Below are 16399 nucleotides of genomic sequence, written 5' to 3' on the forward strand. Positions count from 1 at the left end.
CGACATGTTCAGACCTCTCTTCGTATTTATTGGCACGCGTTATACCCGTGCAAAGCGTCGCAATCATTTTGTGTCGTTCATTTCACTGACGTCCATGATCGGACTCGCCCTCGGCGTGGTCGTAATGATCGTGGTGCTTTCAGTGATGAATGGCTTCGATCATGAGATGCGTACCCGCGTGCTGGGCATGGTGCCCCACGCGACCATCGTCGGTGATCAACCGATCAGCGACTGGCAAAGCCTGGCCGTCAAGGTCCAGGAAAACCCCAAGGTGCAGGCGGTAGCGCCGTATACCCAGATGCAGGGCTTGCTGACCCACGATGGCAATGTGCAGAAAGTACTGCTCAATGCTGTCGATCCGGAGCAGGAGCGTAAGGTGTCGATCATCGACCGCTTCATGCAGCAGGGGCAGCTCGACTCGCTGACTCCCGGCAGCTTCGGCATCATCATTGGCGACAAGGCGGCTAAAAAGCTCGGCGTGGCCATTGGCGACAAGCTGACGTTCGTCGCGCCTGAAGTCACGGTGACCCCGGCGGGGATGTTCCCGCGTATGAAGCGCTTCACCGTGCAGGGCATTTTTCATGTCGGCGCCGGTGAGATCGACGGCTTTCTGGGTATCACCAACCTGCAGGACCTGGCGCGCCTGCAGCGCTGGAAACCCGATCAGGTCCAGGGCTTGCGCCTGAAGTTCGACGACCTGTTCGAGGCCCCGCGTACAGCATGGGAAATCGCCGAGAGGCTCGGTGAGAGCCAGTATTACGCCCGCGACTGGACCCGCACCCATGGCAACCTGTATCAGGCAATCCGCATGGAAAAAGCCATGATCGGGCTGCTGCTGTTGCTGATCGTGGCGGTCGCTGCCTTCAACATCATTTCCACGCTGGTGATGGTGGTCAATGACAAGAAAGGTGATATCGCGATCCTGCGTACCCTGGGCGCCACGCCTGGCCAGATCATGGCGATCTTCATGGTCCAGGGCACCGTGATCGGCGTGGTCGGTACCGCCATTGGCGCCGTGGTCGGTATGCTCGCCGCGCTGAATGTCAGCGCCGCAATCTCGGGCCTTGAAAGCCTGCTGGGTCATAAATTCCTCAACGCCGACGTATATTTCATCGACTACCTGCCTTCGCAATTGATGGCTGAGGACGTGTTGATGGTGTGCGGCGCGGCATTGGTTCTAAGTTTCCTCGCGACCTTGTACCCGGCCTGGCGTGCTGCGCGCACCCAGCCTGCGCAGGCGCTTCGTTATGAGTGAGTTGGGCATGAAAGAACAAGCAGTGTTGAGTTGCCGTGATCTGGGCAAGTCCTACGAGGAAGGTCCGGAGTCGGTAGTCGTACTCTCGGGCCTGCAGCTTCAGCTGCACCCGGGCGAGCGAGTGGCGATTGTCGGCACCTCGGGTTCGGGCAAAAGTACGCTGCTGAATTTGCTCGGAGGCCTGGATACCCCGTCCTCTGGCAGTGTCTGGCTGGCCGGTGAAGAGCTTTCGGCGCTGAATGAAAAGGCCCGTGGCCTGTTGCGTAACCGTTCGCTGGGCTTCGTCTATCAGTTTCACCACCTGTTGCCCGAGTTCACCGCGCTGGAAAACGTCTGCATGCCGTTGCTGATCGGCAAGACGCCGATCCCGCAGGCCCGCGAACGCGCCACGGCCCTGCTGACCCGGGTTGGCCTGGGCCATCGCCTGGAGCACAAGCCGGCCGAGTTGTCGGGAGGGGAGCGCCAGCGTGTGGCCATTGCCCGGGCACTGGTCAATAACCCGGGGCTGGTGATGCTCGATGAGCCTACGGGCAACCTCGACTCGCATACCGCGCAGGGCATTCAAGACCTGATGCTGGAGCTCAGCACTTCGATGCGCACGGCGTTTCTGGTGGTGACCCACGACATGAACCTGGCCCGTCAGATGGATCGTGTATTGCACCTTCAGGAAGGTTGCCTGACCGCGATTTGATCGAGCAGCACCCGACACCGGTTGACGGTGTCGGGTCTTTAATTTTTATACGGTGCCCGCGAATGTTCAGACCGTTATCGATTTTTATCGGCACGCGCTATACCCGTGCCAAGCGCCGAAATCGTTTTGTTTCTTTTATCTCCATGACCTCGATGATCGGCCTCGCCCTGGGCGTGCTGGCGATGATTGTGGTGTTGTCGGTGATGAACGGTTTTCAGCGTGAAATGAGTAATCGCATCCTTGGCATGGTGCCGCACGCCACGATCGTCGGTGTGAAGCCGATAGATGACTGGCGCCCGGTCGCCGAGGCTGCGATGAAAAACCCCGAGGTCACCGGGGCCGTGCCGTTTACCGAAATGGAAGGCATGCTGTCCTATAAAGGATCGATGCAGCCGATTCAGATCAGTGGTGTCGACCCGGCGCTGGAAGGCAACGTGTCGATCGTTGCCCGGCATATTGTCCAGGGGCGCCTGGAAGATCTTAAACCCGGCGAGTTTGGCGTGGTGCTGGGTGAAATTACCGCGCGGCGCTTCCGTTTGGGTGTCGGAGACAAGATCACCCTGATCGTGCCTGAGGCCAGTACCGCGCCCGGCGGGATTACCCCGCGTCTGCAGCGTTTGAACGTGGTGGGTGTGTTCAAGGTCGGGGCTGAACTGGATGGCTCAATGGGCTTGATCCACGTGGCCGATGCGGCTGCCCTGCAGCGCTGGGAGCCGAACCAGGTTCAAAGTGTGCGCCTGGCGGTCAAGGACCTGTATGCCGCGCCGAAGGTGTCGCAGCAGGTTGCTGCGGGCTTGGGGGCCGGGTACGCGGCGGATGACTGGACCCATACCCAGGGCAGCCTGTTCAGCGCCATGAAAATGGAAAAAACCATGATCGGCCTGTTGCTGCTGATGATCGTTGCCGTGGCAGCCTTCAACATCATCGCCACGTTGATTATGGTGGTGAACGACAAGGGCGCCGACATCGCCATTTTGCGCACCATTGGCGCCACGCCTCAGCAGATCATGGCGATTTTCATGGTGCAGGGCACGGTGATCGGGATTGTCGGCACGTTGATTGGTGGTGTGCTGGGGGTTATCGCGGCGCTCAATGTCAGTGAACTGGTGGGCTGGATGGAGCGGGTGTCCGGACAGCATATTTTCAGTTCTGATGTGTATTTCGTGAGCAACCTGCCGTCAGAACTGCAAGGCGGCGATGTGGCCTTGATCTGCGGTGCGGGTTTTGTTTTGAGCTTTTTGGCCACCTTGTACCCGGCATACCGTGCCGCCAAAATCCAGCCGGCGCATGCGTTGCGCTACTCCTGATCGTTGAGCGGGGGGATTTGTAGCCGCTGCCGAAGGCTGCGACGGGTTGCGCAGCGACCCCGCTTTTGAAGGTCCTTCGGCCCTTATCGCAGCCTGCGGCAGCGGCTACAAGGGCCCTTTGTACATTTCCATTGAGCGTGACACGGTGCTGCCTTTGCGGCCGCTTTTGAAGGTCCTTGGCCTTTGTAGCAGCGGACGAGCGGAGCGAGGCCGCGTCCCGCTACGGGGTCTGTCCTGGCGGCAGCTCAATCACAAATCGGGTCAACCCCTCTTGCGACTCGCATCCTATCTGCCCGCCATGGGCACGAATAATGGACTGGGTAATCGCCAGCCCCAATCCGGCATGTTCACTGCTGCCTTCTCGACGGGCCGGATCGGCTCGATAAAATCGGTCAAACAGGCGCGGAAGCTGCTCTGCGGGGATTTGGGTGCCGGTGTTTTCCAGGCTGATGCGCAGGTGGGAAGCCGTGGCAGTGATCAACACCCTGATCGTTCCGCCCGCGGGGGTGTAGCGCAGTGCGTTATCCAGCAGGTTGGAGAGGGCGCGGCGCAGCATGCTGCGGTCACCCGCGATCTGACCGTTACCCGTGCGGCTCAGAGCAATCTGCGAGTCTTCGGCCAAGGGCGCATAAAACTCGAGCAGGGCGTCCACTTCCCGGGCCAGCTCCAAAGGCTCACGTCGGGGGGTGAGCAAGCCGTGATCGGCCTTGGCCAGATACAGCATGTCGTTGACCAACTGAGCCATCCACTGCAACTCCTCGAGGTTGCTGTGCAGTGCCTCACGGTACTCTTCGAGGCTGCGGGGGCGAGTCAGGGTGACTTGGGTGTGGGTCAGCAGGTTCGACAATGGCGTGCGCAGCTCATGGGCAATATCGGCAGAGAACGCCGACAGGCGCTGAAATGAGCTGTCCAGTCGCTCCAGCATGGCGTTGAAGGCCTTGGCCAGGTCAGCCAGCTCGGCCGGCATTTGCGCCTGGGGCAAGCGTGCATTGAGCGAGTCCGCCGAGACGCTGCCGGCAATCGCGCTCATGCGGCGCAAGGGCTGCAAGCCGCTACGGGCCGCCCAGGCACCGAGAATGGCAGTGGCCAGGGCTGAGAGCCCGACAGTCATCCAGATCAAGTGCTGCATGCGCTGCAAGAAGTGCTGGTGGTGGGTGATGTCCAGCAGCAGTGTCAGGCGCGGTGCGTTTTGGGTGTCGGGCACCGGATTCAATACCCGGTAGTCAATGCCATCGATCTGCAGGCTGCCCAGTCCCGGACGCGAAGGCAGCTCCAGCGGCAGGCGCGGTGAACTGTCAAACCACAAATGCCCGTCCGGACCTCGCACCCGGACGGCAAGGTCCGGTTGATGGGCCAGGTCTTGCAGGAGTGCGGGCAGGCGCCCGGTGAAGTTCTCCAGGGTGTCGGCACCCTGCAGCGTGCCGCGCAGAACAGCGAGGCGGCTTTCCATCAACTGCTGGTCCAGCTCCACGAAGTGCACTTCACTGGCCCGCCCGAACAATACCCCGGCAAACAGAGACACCACGGCCGTGCACCCGGCGAACAGCAGCGCCAGACGGCTGCTCAGCGACAGGCGGCGCATCACGGGGTGCGCTCTTCGAGGACGTAACCCATGCCGCGTACGGTATGGATCAGTTTGCGCTCGTAGCTGTCATCGATTTTCAGGCGCAGGCGGCGAATCGCGACTTCGATCACATTGGTGTCGCTGTCGAAATTCATGTCCCACACCTGCGAGGCGATCAAGGATTTGGGCAGCACTTCGCCCTGGCGGCGCAGCAGCAACTCCAGCAGGGAGAACTCCTTGGCGGTGAGGTCGATGCGCTGCCCGTCACGCTCGACGCGGCGACGGATCAGGTCCAGGCGCAGGTCGGCCAGTTGCAGGCTGGTTTCCTGGGGAGCGCTGCTGCCACGGCGCAACAGGCTGCGCACCCGGGCCAGCAATTCGGAAAACGCGAAGGGCTTGACCAGATAGTCGTCAGCCCCCAGTTCCAGGCCGTGTACACGGTCTTCAACAGCGTCGCGGGCGGTCAGGAACAGCACCGGCATGCTCAGTCCGGCACTGCGCACTGCCTGCAGGATTTGCCAGCCGTCACGGCCGGGCAGCATGACATCGAGAATCAGCAGTGAGTAATCACCGGTCAGTGCCAAATGCTGGCCAGTGATGCCGTCGGCGGCCAGTTCGGTATTGAAGCCGGCCTCGCTCAAGCCCTGGCGCAGGTATTGCCCGGTTTTGGCCTGGTCTTCGACTATCAGCAGTTTCATGGGCAACTCATCGCAAAAAATGACCTCAGCCTTATACCCCGACTCCCGCGATGCGGGGCCAAACTGACAAAGTTGTAATCTTACGGTCAGTTGAGTGCCAGCGCCGGGCTTTTAAAGTAGGCACCTGTTCGATCATTTATTTCCGGAGTCGGTATGACGGTGCATTTTCGTTTGGCCCTTGCGGGGTTTTTTCTGGTATTGAGCATGCCGGCGCTGGCATCACCTGCGGGGCACTATGCCTTTGGTCAGCCAGCGGCTGCCGCCAGTGCCACGCGCACGATTGAAGTGCACATGACGGACATGGCCTTCACGCCCACGTCTCTGGAGGTCAAAGCAGGGGAGACAGTGCGATTTTTCCTGGTCAACAAGGGGCAGTTGCTGCACGAGTTCAACCTGGGAGATGCGGCGATGCACGCCGGGCACCAGAAAGAAATGCTCAAAATGCAGCAGGGCGGGATGATGACCCCGACCGGCATGAATCACGAAAACATGGATCATGCCGCGATGGGGCACGGTGCCAGCGGCGAGATGAAGCACGATGATCCCAACAGTGTGCTGGTGGAACCGGGTAAAACCGCTGAGTTGACCTGGACGTTCAGCCAGGCGGACAACCTGGAATTCGCCTGTAATGTGCCCGGCCACTATCAGGCGGGAATGGTCGGAACGGTAAAGGTTGGGCCTTGAACACGGCTGATCGTCTGTGAACGCTGAAAGACAGGCGTAAACCCGCTAGAATTGCCGGGTTTTTCTAGCCAGGTTTTTGTTATGCATCCCGCAGCCGAACATTCGCCGCTGGGCAAGTCCAGTGAATACATCAGCACTTACACGCCGTCCTTGCTGTTCCCGATCCCGCGTGCAGCAAAATGGGCCGAGCTGGGCCTGAGCGCCGAAACGCTGCCTTATGTCGGGGTGGACTTCTGGAACTGCTTCGAACTGTCATGGCTGTTGCCATCAGGCAAGCCAGTGGTAGCCATTGGCGAGTTCTGCTTTGCCGCAGATTCGCCGAACATCGTTGAATCCAAGTCTTTCAAGCTGTACTTGAACTCCCTGAACCAGACCGTTTTTACCGATGTGCAAAGCCTTGAAGCGACCTTGCAGGCTGATTTGTCAGCGGCTTCCGGGAAGCCTGTCAGCGTGCGCGTGCGCAGCTTGAATGACGTTCAGGCGGATGGCGTGGGTACTTTGCCGGGTGTGTGCATCGATGAGCTGGATATCAGCGTCAGTGATTACGCCCAGCCACGTCCTGAGCTGCTCAAGTGCGATGAGTCACGGGTCATTGAAGAAAGCCTGTACAGCCATCTGCTCAAGTCCAACTGCCCGGTGACCAGTCAGCCAGACTGGGGGACAGTGGTCGTCGAGTACCGCGGTGCGGCGCTGGATCACGCCAGCCTGCTGGCGTATCTGGTCAGCTTTCGCCAGCACTCGGATTTTCATGAGCAATGTGTGGAGAGGATCTTTCTCGACCTGCAGCGTCTGCTCAAGCCTGAAAAACTGACCGTGTATGCGCGTTATGTGCGTCGTGGCGGGCTGGACATCAACCCGTACCGCAGCACCGAAGCGGTTGAGTTCCAGAATCTGCGCTTAGTGCGTCAGTAATAACGCCCCGGCACCTGTTGCCTGTGCAGGAGCGAGCACGTTCGCTCCTGCAGCAGGAATCAGGCCTGGTTCAATGCTGTTGCCTGTTCCAGCACCGCGTCAACATGACCCGGTACTTTCACGCCGCGCCATTCATGGCGCAACACGCCGTCCTTGTCGATCAGGAACGTGCTGCGGTCGACCCCCATGTATTCCTTGCCGTAAAGCTTTTTCAGCTTGATCACGTCAAACAGCTGGCACAGGGTTTCGTCCTTGTCGCTCAGCAACTCGAACGGGAAACCTTGCTTGGCCTTGAAGTTTTCATGGGACTTGAGGCTGTCACGCGACACACCGAAGATTTCGGTATTGGCCGCCTGAAACGCCGGGTAATGGTCACGAAAGCCCTGGCCTTCAGTGGTGCAGCCCGGGGTGCTGTCCTTGGGATAGAAGTAAATCACCACCTGCTTGCCTTTAAGCTGCGACAGGCTGACGGTTTGCTCGCCCGTTGCCGGGAGCGTGAATTCGCCTACCGGCTGATCAATTGCTACGGCCATGAGTCGGCTTCCTTACATTGGGTTCTGTGGGCGCCACGGTTCGATCAGTGCATCGAGGTTCAGCGCGTCGGCGAAGTCCAGGAACTGATCACGCAGCCAGCTGATTTGTACGCCGGCCGGCAAGGTCACGGTGAACGTGGCGTTGAGCATGGTGCCGCCGGTTTGCGGTGCCTGATAGGTGTCGCAGGTCAGGTTTTCCAGCTCGACGTTGTGGTCGGTGAAAAACTGGCATAGCTCATTGATGATGTCCGAGCGGTACGCCGAGCTGACATAAGCCACGTACGGCAGCGCCTGGGGCCGGGTTTCGAGCGCGGCACTGCGCACCACGTTAACGCTGAAGGCGTGTTTCTTGGCGAGAGCCGGCAGCCCGGCCTCAAGGCGAGCCAGGGCGTCCCAGCTACCGGTGACTTCCAGGACCAGCGCACTGCATTCGCCGTGGCGAGTCAGGCGGGAGGTCACGACGGCGCAGCGATTTTCATGGCTGGCGCGACACAGGACGTTAGTCAGCTCCATTGGGTTGGCGCCAAGGGCACTGATGACAAGGAATTGTTCGCGGACTGTGGGGGTGGACATGCAGCCTTCCTAAAACGATGAGCGGTCAGTACGGTCGACGCGTTGCGAATCCAATATCAGTTTTCTCGCAAACGCCACAACCCCGCCAATACACCGTTGCGGACGATTTGCAGACTCTGCAAATCGTGTCCGGAGGCGTTTGGGCGGGGCCTTGGGCGCTTGATATAGAGCTGTTTGGCAGACTCTCGCGCGCATCAGTACCAATCAAAGGCTGAAGGGTAGCGAAAAGCAACGCGAAGGGGAATGCTCATCGGGCGCGCTGTTGCTTGTGCAAGGGTCATGGCGCCAGTACCATTACGGCTCTCTTTTTCCGGCAGGAGCGGTTGCATGATTGCGGGCAGTATGGTGGCACTGGTCACACCGATGGATGCACAAGGTCGTCTCGATTGGGACGCCCTGAGCAAACTGGTGGACTTTCACCTGCAAGCGGGCACCAACGCCATTGTTGCCGTTGGCACTACAGGTGAATCGGCAACACTGGATGTGAACGAACACATCGAAGTGATTCGTTTCGTCGTCAAGCAGGTTGCAGGGCGCATTCCGGTGATTGCCGGCACGGGCGCCAACTCGACGCGTGAAGCGATCGAGCTGACCACCAACGCGAAGGCCGCCGGCGCTGATGCGTGCCTGCTGGTCACGCCGTATTACAACAAACCGACCCAGGAAGGCCTGTATCAGCACTTCCGTGCGATCGCCGAAGCAGTCGACATTCCGCAGATCCTGTACAACGTGCCGGGCCGTACGGCCTGCGACATGTTGCCAGCCACCGTCATACGCCTGTCGAGCGTACCGAACATCATCGGTATCAAGGAAGCCACCGGCGACCTGCAGCGCGTCACGGACATCCTGGCCGGCGTCAGCAGCGACTTCCTGGTGTACTCCGGCGATGACGCGACGGCAGTCGAGCTGATTCTGCTCGGCGGCAAGGGCAACATCTCGGTCACCGCCAACGTGGCGCCGCGTGAAATGAGCGAATTGTGTGCGGCGGCCATGCGTGGCGATGCGGCCACAGCGCGTGCGATTCACGAAAAGCTGATGCCGCTCAATAAAACCCTGTTTATCGAATCCAACCCGATCCCCGTGAAATGGGCGCTGCACGAGATGGGCCTGATGCCGGACGGTATCCGTCTGCCGCTCACCTGGCTCAGCGAACCCTGCCACGAACCGCTGCGTCAGGCTCTGCGCCAGTCCGGTGTTTTGGTTTAATTGAGGAAGCACTACGCATGAAGCGATTGGCCGGACTTTCCGCACTAGCCGTGATTATTTCGAGCACCAGCGGCTGTGGTTGGCTGTGGGGTCCAGAAGGTTATTTCCGGGACCGTGGCAGCGATTATCTGGAAGCGCATCAAGCACCGCCCATGCAATTGCCGCCGGGTGTCCAGACTGACAAGCGCCTTGTACCGCTGTTGCCAATCCCCGGCAACGTGCCCGACGACAGCGTCAAGGGCGAGTTTGAAGTGCCGCGCCCGCAACCGTTGCTGGTGGCCGCGAATGCCAGCGACTTCACCCTGCAAAAGAGTGGCGACAGCCGCTGGGTGATGGCGCAGCGTCCGCCGGTAGAAGTCTGGTCGGTGGCGACGCAGTTCTTCCAGGACAACGGTTTCCGTATCGACGAGCAACGCCCGCAGACCGGCGAGTTCACCACGACCTGGCAGCGCGCTGACGAGCTTTCGGCGCCGATGGCCCGCCATATCGGCAGCAGCGGCCTTGCCGCCGACAGCGAAACCCGCCTGCGGGTCCGCATCGAGCCCGGCGTGCAGCGCAATACCAGCGAAATCTACATCGTCAGTGCCAACCGGCCTGCCGGCAGCACCGCCAATGCCGAGTTCAGCAACCGTTCGGTCAATACCGGTCTGGATGCTGCCCTGGTTGACGAAATGCTGATCAGCATGAACCGCAACGCCGAGAAGGGCGGTTCGGTGTCGTTGCTGGCCGCACGGGACTTCGATACCCCGACCCGCGTCAGCCTGAGCGAAGACGGCAGCGGTAACCCGGTGCTGAGCCTCAACGAAGACCTCGATCGTGCATGGTCGAGTGTCGGCCGTGCGCTTGAGCAGGGCGAATGGCGCGTTGAAGACATCAACCGTACCTTGGGCCTGTACTACATCAACCTGGCCGAAAAAGCCGAGAAGAAGGACGAGAAACCCGGTTTCTTCTCCGGCCTCTTTGGCAGCAAGCCGAACCAGGAAGAAGTTGAAGCACGTGCCGAGCGTTATCAGGTGCGTCTGAGCAAGGTTGGCGAGACGGTGCAAGTGACTGTCGAAGAAAACATCAACAAGGTTGCCTCGCCGGAAGTGGCGCGCAAAGTGTTGGGCGTCATTCAAGACAACCTGGGCTGACAGCATGCGTTTTGCCGTTCTCGGCAGTGGTAGCCAAGGGAATGGCACGCTGATAGCCAGCAACAACACCTGTATCCTGGTCGATTGCGGTTTCTCCTTGCGAGAAACCGAGCGCCGCCTGGTTCGGTTGGGCGTCAGCCCACACCAGCTGAGCGCGATTCTGGTCACCCACGAACATGCCGACCACGTGCATGGCGTGGGTTTGCTGTCTCGGCGCTACAATTTGCCGGTGTACATGAGTCGTGGTACTCAGCGCGGGATGCGCAAGCCGTTGGAACCTGCCGGCTTCGTGGCGGATGGCGAGACGTTGCAGATCGGGGCATTGAGTGTCCATGTGACCCGCGTCGCCCATGATGCCCAGGAGCCTACCCAGTATGTGTTCAGCGACGGTCAGCGGCGTTTCGGCCTGTTGACCGATCTGGGTTCATATTGCGCAGGCATCCTGGACAGCTACCGCGACCTGGATGCGCTCATGATCGAGGCTAACCATTGCCGCGACCTGCTTGCCCGTGGTCACTACCCCGCGTTTCTCAAACGGCGGGTCGGTGGCCAGGAAGGACATTTGAACAACCATCAGGCCGCAAGCCTGGTGGCCGAGTTGGGCTGGCAGGACCTGCAACACCTGGTACTGGCTCACCTCAGCAGCAAGAACAACCTGCCGCAGCTGGCCCGGCAATGTTTTGTCGACACCCTAGGGTGCGACCCGGACTGGCTGCAACTGGCCGATCAAGATTCAGGGCTCGACTGGCGCACAATCGCCTAGCCCACCTACTTAGCATGCGGAGCCCATCATGGAAAAACGTGAAGAACTCTATCGCGGTAAAGCGAAATCGGTTTACAAGACCGATGACGAAAACCGCTTGATCCTGTTGTTTCGCAACGACACCTCGGCGTTCGACGGTAAGCGTATCGAACAGCTCGACCGCAAAGGCATGGTGAACAACAAGTTCAACGCCTTCATCATGCAGAAACTCGAAGAAGCCGGCGTGCCGACCCAATTCGACAAACTGCTGGGCGACAACGAATGCCTGGTGAAAAAGCTCGACATGATCCCGGTCGAATGCGTTGTGCGTAACTACGCAGCGGGCAGCCTGGTCAAGCGCCTGGGTGTGGAAGAGGGCATGAAGCTCAACCCGCACACCTTCGAACTGTTCCTCAAGGACGACGCCAAGGGCGACCCGTTCATCAACGAATCCCACGTTGTGGCATTCGGTTGGGGCACTGCCGAGCAACTGGTTCGCATGAAAGAACTGTCGCTCAAGGTCAACGAAGTCCTGAACAAACTGTTCGACGACGCCGGCTTGCTGCTGGTGGACTTCAAGCTTGAATTCGGCGTATTCCACGACGGCTCCATCGTCCTGGGTGACGAATTCAGCCCGGACGGCTGCCGTCTGTGGGACAAGGCCACCGGCAAGAAAATGGACAAGGACCGCTTCCGCCAGGGTCTGGGCGACGTTATCGAAGCCTACGAAGAAGTTGCCCAGCGCCTTGGCGTCCCGCTTTAAGCCGTAAAAGCGCGCAAGCAACTGATAGCACGCGATTTTTTTGAAATAAGGCTTTGCCTGAAACAAAAAGCGCTGTTATCATGCGCGCCGTTGGAGAGATGCCAGAGTGGCCGAATGGGACGGATTCGAAATCCGTTGTACTGGCGACAGTACCTAGGGTTCGAATCCCTATCTCTCCGCCATACAAATGAAAGCCCCGCAGATTAACGTCTGCGGGGCTTTTTTGTTTTCCGGTTGTACTACTCAATCTGCCCGCTGGCTGTCCTAAGTGCTGAGTTATTTTCGCCAGCACGGATTCGGGGGCCACAAAACTGATCTTCCCTCCCTCAAGCTTGACCTCAGTCTGAGCAAGCTCTGTCTCGTCAAGGAAGCCTGCAAGCTTCTCTCGTGTAAGCTGCACAACGCCAGCGTTAAGGTCAAAATTGCCGCTTCGACGAACAGGCATTGTTCCTGTTTTCCCCCGATGAATTAGCCTTCAATGTAGCAGTATTTTCTGTGCTATTCGGGCAACTGATGGCGGATTGCAATGCATGCGGATCACCTCACGAAATTACACATGGACGATAGTCGTTAAGGGGGCGTTATGAGGCGAGGTGAGGGTAATTGGCATGAGGCCATGGAGAATGCGGTGGAGTCCGTGGTGAATGAGATCAACGACATCAAGAGATTTCAGCAGTACTGCGAGCGTGACAAAAACATCGCAATGATGATGCAGATGGCTGAAAAGCAGATGATGCACTCAACCAGCTACACAAACCTCATTTTGGTTGCTGGGGGCAGTCCACACCTTGGCTCAGAGCGGCCCCTAAGGTCAGTAGCCTCATTCTTGACAGATCTATATCGCTTACCTATGGTCAATCGTTTCCTAATACCCCTATAAAAAGCATACCAATAATCCTGAGTGAGCCTGTTGGCTACGCTTTGCATCGGGTATGACGTCCGGCCAAGGCGCGAAAGGTTCCAAGCTGTTCAAGGAGTGAGCATGTCTAAAGAAGGGAAAGTCGATGGTATTCGTGATTACAAGGCACCCGCCGGTGGGTGGGGTGCATTAAAGGCAACGGCCAATGCCATTCGCGAGCAAATGGAGAATGTGGATGCCGTTACCACCCTCCTGAGAACCAACCAGCCCGACGGCTTCGATTGCCCTGGCTGCGCATGGCCAGACAAAAAGCACCACGCCACCTTCGAGTTTTGCGAGAACGGTGCCAAGGCTGTGACGTGGGAAGCGACGAGCAAACGCGCGACCCCGGAGCTTTTTGCGGCTCACACGGTGAGCGATCTGCTGAATCGCAGCGATCACGAACTGGAGAACTACGGGCGCCTCACCAACCCGCTGGTCTACGACCGTGCTTCAGACACCTTCAAGCCCGTGGCGTGGGAAACCGCGTTTGAGCGCATTGGTGAAGTGCTGCGCAACCTTGACCCAACCCAGGTGGAGTTCTACACGTCCGGTCGTGCTTCTAACGAGGCGGCCTACCTGTTCCAGTTGTTCGCCCGGGGGCTGGGCTCCAACAACTTTGCCGACTGCTCTAACCTGTGCCACGAGCCCACCAGTGTCGGGCTGCCGCGCTCCATCGGTATCGGCAAGGGCACCGTGTCCCTGGAAGACTTTGATCAGTGTGAGCTGGTGATATCGGTTGGGCATAACCCCGGCACTAATCACCCACGTATGATGGGTACGCTGCATGAGGTATCGCGGCGCAAGGTGCCGATTCTGGTGTTCAATCCCATCCGTGAACGTGCCCTGGAAATCTTTGCCGACCCGCAAAACATGGTGGAGATGGCCACCTATGGTTCTACGCCGATTGCTTCCACCTACCTGGACGTAAAGGCCGGTGGTGATGTTGCCGCCATCAAAGGGGTGATGAAGGCGGTGCTGGCCCTTGAGGAGCGTGTGGGCGGCGTGCTTGACCATGACTTTATCGCGACGCACACCAACGGCTTCGAAGCATTGAAAGCCGATTTGATCGCCACTGACTGGACAGTGATCGAGCACCACAGTGGCTTGACCCGCGATGCGCTGGAGCGTGTCGCGGCAGCGTATGCCAAATCCAATGCCACCATCATCACCTATGGCATGGGCATCACTCAGCACAATGCGGGCACTGAAAACGTGCGTTCGTTGTGCAACCTGTTGATGCTGCGCGGCAACCTGGGCAAACCGGGTGCTGGTATCTGCCCCTTGCGTGGCCACTCCAATGTGCAGGGTAACCGCACGGTGGGCATTACCGAGAAACCCTCGGCCAGCTTCCTGGCGAAAATTGAACAGGTCATGGGCTTCAAGCCGCCTGCTGCAGCGGGCCACAATGCCGTGCAAACCATGCAGGCCATGGTGACAGGCAACTCAAAAGCATTGATTTGCCTGGGCGGCAATTTTGCAGTTGCCTTGCCAGACCCCGAGCGATGTTTCCCGGCCATGAAACAACTGGACCTGAGTGTGCACATCGGGACCAAGTTAAACCGCTCGCATTTGCTGGTGGCGAAAGAGACCTACCTGTTTCCTTGTCTGGGCCGTACCGAACTGGACCTGCAAAACGGTATCGCGCAGGCGATTACGGTCGAAGACTCGATGTCGATGGTGCATGCCTCTTCAGGCCGTTTGCCACCGGCTTCCGAACACCTTCGCTCCGAGCCCGCCATTGTGGCCGGCATGGCCAGCGCCACACTGCCTCATTTGCCGATCGAGTGGCAGGACCTGACAGAGCATTACGACCGGATCCGTGATCTGATCGAAAAAACTATCCCCGGCTTTGACGACTACAACCAGCGAATCCGCGTGCCCGGAGGTTTCAGGTTGCCCTTGCCGCCCACCGAACGCATTTGGCCAACCCCTTCCGGCAAGGCTGAGTTCTATGTGTACCCGGGCGTCGATGAAGACTGGGTCGTGGAGGACCCCGACGTGCTGCGTCTGATGACATTGCGCAGTCATGATCAATACAACACCACGATTTACTCCATGGACGACCGCTATCGGGGCGTTTTTGGTCGTCGCGATGTGTTGTTTATCAGCGCCGAAGACCTTCAGGCCCGCGGCCTGGCCCACGGGGATCTGGTGGACATCGAGACCGTTCATGCGGGTCGACGCATGCGCTATGAAAAAATCACGGCGGTGGAACACAAGATCACGCCAGGCTCTGTGGGGGCTTATTACCCGGAAGCCAACTGCTTGATCGCGCTGGAGAATATCGACCCTCAGAGCGGTATTCCGGCTTACAAGTCGGTGCCGGTACGCGTCACGCGTTCGGGCCTGAACTGAGCCTTTGGTAAGCGTTAATTACGAATCAGCCTCCTGACAGGGCATGGACGGGGCGTCATCCCGGCGCATGCCTTGCCTAAAGGCACCTCTCATAAAAGTGCTGATCAAGTAGTAAGACTCAAGGAGATTACAGTGTGAAAGGAGTTTTCACGTGGGCCCTGGTTGTTTCGGCCCTTTCGTTGCCGACCTTGGCACTAGCCGCTTCACCTGCCGAAACGCAAGTGTATTCCGCCGGGTTTATCGACGCGGCAGGCCCGGTCGCCGCCGCGCAATTCGAGCACTTCAAGACGATCATTTTGCTGATGCTTATCGTCGTCGTGCCCATTTTTATTCTGGTGCCGTGGGTGCTGTGGCGTTACCGACGGGGCGGACGCGGTGCGTACCGGCCGGACTGGGATTTCAACTGGGGCAACGAAGCTGTTTTGTGGGGCGTCCCCATTGTGTTGATCATTATCCTCAGTTTGGCGCTGTGGGCGCACACACACAAGTACGACCCTTACCGTCCGCTTGGCAACGACCCGCTGGACATTGAAGTGGTCTCGCTGGACTGGAAATTCCTGTTTATCTACCCGCAACAGGGCATCGCAACGCTGGATTATCTGGCCCTTGAGCAAGACCGTCCTGTCAGGCTGAAGCTCACCAGCGGTACGGTCATGCAGTCCTTCATGATCCCGCAATTGGCCGGGCAGATTTACACCATGGCCGGCATGACCACGCAATTGAACCTGATGGCCGACCGTGAGGGTGAGTATCTGGGGCGGAACACGCAATACAACGGCGATGGTTTCGCCACCCAATCCTTTCGTACCACGGTGATGCCCGCTTCGCAGTTCGACCGATGGGTCCAGGACACGCGAAAAAGCACTCAGACACTGGACCAGGCCACGTATGACGCACTGCTAAAACCCAGTGTCGAGCATGCACCGCGTTATTACGGCACGGTTGAAAACGGTTTGTTTGATCGCGTTCTCTCCAGTTTTACCGGCGGTCATGCCCACGCTGGCAGAACAGCCCCCGAGGCGACACCGCCGAGCGAGCACCATCACCCACAGAACAATGCAAAAGGGGCAGAGCAGTGAGTT

The 16399-nt window shown here is 58.9% G+C and carries 15 protein-coding genes and 1 tRNA gene; 12 read left to right on the top strand and 4 right to left on the bottom strand.

Annotated elements, in window-relative coordinates:
* Positions 1-4: 4 nt before the first annotated feature.
* The 3 genes from DQN55_RS06685 (at position 5) to DQN55_RS06695 (ending at position 3253) form a co-directional block, all read left to right on the top strand.
* Positions 5-1255, top strand: a complete 1251-nt coding sequence (locus DQN55_RS06685; protein WP_048382341.1) for a lipoprotein-releasing ABC transporter permease subunit — start codon at positions 5-7, stop codon at positions 1253-1255.
* Between the two features lie 7 nt (positions 1256-1262).
* Positions 1263-1946: a lipoprotein-releasing ABC transporter ATP-binding protein LolD gene (gene lolD / locus DQN55_RS06690; protein ID WP_162837539.1), complete on the top strand. Its 684-nt coding sequence runs from the start codon at positions 1263-1265 to the stop codon at positions 1944-1946.
* 62 nt (positions 1947-2008) lie between these two features.
* On the top strand, positions 2009-3253 hold the full coding sequence (locus DQN55_RS06695; RefSeq protein ID WP_048382343.1) for a lipoprotein-releasing ABC transporter permease subunit: 1245 nt from the start codon (positions 2009-2011) through the stop codon (positions 3251-3253).
* Between the two features lie 220 nt (positions 3254-3473).
* Here DQN55_RS06695 and DQN55_RS06700 read toward each other — a convergent pair whose 3' ends face one another.
* On the bottom strand, positions 3474-4835 hold the full coding sequence (locus DQN55_RS06700) for a heavy metal sensor histidine kinase (RefSeq protein WP_048382344.1): 1362 nt from the start codon (positions 4833-4835) through the stop codon (positions 3474-3476).
* Positions 4835-5515 carry a heavy metal response regulator transcription factor gene (locus DQN55_RS06705; protein WP_048382345.1) on the bottom strand — a complete coding sequence of 227 codons (681 nt, stop codon included), beginning with the start codon at positions 5513-5515 and terminating at the stop codon, positions 4835-4837. Before DQN55_RS06705 ends, DQN55_RS06700 begins: the two co-directional genes overlap by 1 nt.
* Positions 5516-5668: 153 nt before the next feature.
* On the opposite strand from DQN55_RS06705, the gene copI reads away from it, so the two are divergent.
* On the top strand, positions 5669-6199 hold the full coding sequence (copI, locus tag DQN55_RS06710) for a copper-resistant cuproprotein CopI (protein ID WP_048382346.1): 531 nt from the start codon (positions 5669-5671) through the stop codon (positions 6197-6199).
* An 81-nt stretch (positions 6200-6280) separates the two neighbouring features.
* On the top strand, positions 6281-7111 hold the full coding sequence (queF, locus tag DQN55_RS06715; protein WP_048382347.1) for an NADPH-dependent 7-cyano-7-deazaguanine reductase QueF: 831 nt from the start codon (positions 6281-6283) through the stop codon (positions 7109-7111).
* A 59-nt stretch (positions 7112-7170) separates the two neighbouring features.
* Here the strand turns inward: queF and DQN55_RS06720 are convergent, their stop codons facing one another.
* Both DQN55_RS06720 and DQN55_RS06725 read right to left on the bottom strand, forming a co-directional pair.
* A complete protein-coding gene (locus tag DQN55_RS06720; RefSeq protein ID WP_048382348.1) occupies positions 7171-7644 on the bottom strand; it encodes a peroxiredoxin in 474 nt (157 codons plus the stop codon).
* 12 nt (positions 7645-7656) lie between these two features.
* Positions 7657-8217 carry a glycine cleavage system transcriptional repressor gene (locus DQN55_RS06725; RefSeq protein ID WP_048382349.1) on the bottom strand — a complete coding sequence of 187 codons (561 nt, stop codon included), beginning with the start codon at positions 8215-8217 and terminating at the stop codon, positions 7657-7659.
* A 327-nt stretch (positions 8218-8544) separates the two neighbouring features.
* Between DQN55_RS06725 and dapA the strand changes: the two genes are divergently transcribed.
* From dapA to DQN55_RS06770, 7 genes are all read left to right on the top strand, one after another.
* Entirely contained in the window at positions 8545-9423 is an 879-nt protein-coding gene (gene dapA, locus DQN55_RS06730; RefSeq protein WP_048382350.1) for a 4-hydroxy-tetrahydrodipicolinate synthase, read from the top strand.
* Between the two features lie 17 nt (positions 9424-9440).
* Complete coding sequence (gene bamC / locus DQN55_RS06735) at positions 9441-10556, top strand: outer membrane protein assembly factor BamC (RefSeq protein WP_048382351.1); 1116 nt, start codon at positions 9441-9443, stop codon at positions 10554-10556.
* 4 nt (positions 10557-10560) lie between these two features.
* Complete coding sequence (locus DQN55_RS06740) at positions 10561-11319, top strand: MBL fold metallo-hydrolase (RefSeq protein WP_048382352.1); 759 nt, start codon at positions 10561-10563, stop codon at positions 11317-11319.
* A 28-nt stretch (positions 11320-11347) separates the two neighbouring features.
* Positions 11348-12061 (top strand): phosphoribosylaminoimidazolesuccinocarboxamide synthase, encoded by a 714-nt coding sequence (purC, locus tag DQN55_RS06745; RefSeq protein WP_048382353.1) that lies wholly within the window; start codon positions 11348-11350, stop codon positions 12059-12061.
* Positions 12062-12153: 92 nt separating this feature from the next.
* Positions 12154-12243 (top strand) — tRNA-Ser (locus DQN55_RS06750).
* Positions 12244-13043: 800 nt separating this feature from the next.
* Complete coding sequence (locus DQN55_RS06765; RefSeq protein WP_048382354.1) at positions 13044-15317, top strand: FdhF/YdeP family oxidoreductase; 2274 nt, start codon at positions 13044-13046, stop codon at positions 15315-15317.
* Between the two features lie 134 nt (positions 15318-15451).
* The gene (locus tag DQN55_RS06770; RefSeq protein WP_048382355.1) at positions 15452-16396 is read left to right on the top strand and encodes a COX aromatic rich motif-containing protein; all 945 of its coding nucleotides are present in this window, start codon (positions 15452-15454) and stop codon (positions 16394-16396) included.
* Positions 16397-16399 lie beyond the last annotated feature (3 nt).

Origin of the sequence: Pseudomonas taetrolens (assembly GCF_900475285.1) — a bacterium.
In the GTDB taxonomy this organism is placed as follows: domain Bacteria; phylum Pseudomonadota; class Gammaproteobacteria; order Pseudomonadales; family Pseudomonadaceae; genus Aquipseudomonas; species Aquipseudomonas taetrolens.

Excerpts from the sequence above, each read along its gene's own strand:
- DQN55_RS06685 (WP_048382341.1), top strand. The coding sequence starts at position 5 with ATGTTCAGACCTCTCTTCGTATTTATTGGCACGCGTTATACCCGTGCA.
- lolD (WP_162837539.1), top strand. The coding sequence starts at position 1,263 with ATGAAAGAACAAGCAGTGTTGAGTTGCCGTGATCTGGGCAAGTCCTAC.
- DQN55_RS06695 (WP_048382343.1), top strand. The coding sequence starts at position 2,009 with ATGTTCAGACCGTTATCGATTTTTATCGGCACGCGCTATACCCGTGCC.
- DQN55_RS06700 (WP_048382344.1), bottom strand. The coding sequence starts at position 4,835 with ATGCGCCGCCTGTCGCTGAGCAGCCGTCTGGCGCTGCTGTTCGCCGGG.
- DQN55_RS06705 (WP_048382345.1), bottom strand. The coding sequence starts at position 5,515 with ATGAAACTGCTGATAGTCGAAGACCAGGCCAAAACCGGGCAATACCTG.
- copI (WP_048382346.1), top strand. The coding sequence starts at position 5,669 with ATGACGGTGCATTTTCGTTTGGCCCTTGCGGGGTTTTTTCTGGTATTG.
- queF (WP_048382347.1), top strand. The coding sequence starts at position 6,281 with ATGCATCCCGCAGCCGAACATTCGCCGCTGGGCAAGTCCAGTGAATAC.
- DQN55_RS06720 (WP_048382348.1), bottom strand. The coding sequence starts at position 7,644 with ATGGCCGTAGCAATTGATCAGCCGGTAGGCGAATTCACGCTCCCGGCA.
- DQN55_RS06725 (WP_048382349.1), bottom strand. The coding sequence starts at position 8,217 with ATGTCCACCCCCACAGTCCGCGAACAATTCCTTGTCATCAGTGCCCTT.
- dapA (WP_048382350.1), top strand. The coding sequence starts at position 8,545 with ATGATTGCGGGCAGTATGGTGGCACTGGTCACACCGATGGATGCACAA.
- bamC (WP_048382351.1), top strand. The coding sequence starts at position 9,441 with ATGAAGCGATTGGCCGGACTTTCCGCACTAGCCGTGATTATTTCGAGC.
- DQN55_RS06740 (WP_048382352.1), top strand. The coding sequence starts at position 10,561 with ATGCGTTTTGCCGTTCTCGGCAGTGGTAGCCAAGGGAATGGCACGCTG.
- purC (WP_048382353.1), top strand. The coding sequence starts at position 11,348 with ATGGAAAAACGTGAAGAACTCTATCGCGGTAAAGCGAAATCGGTTTAC.
- DQN55_RS06765 (WP_048382354.1), top strand. The coding sequence starts at position 13,044 with ATGTCTAAAGAAGGGAAAGTCGATGGTATTCGTGATTACAAGGCACCC.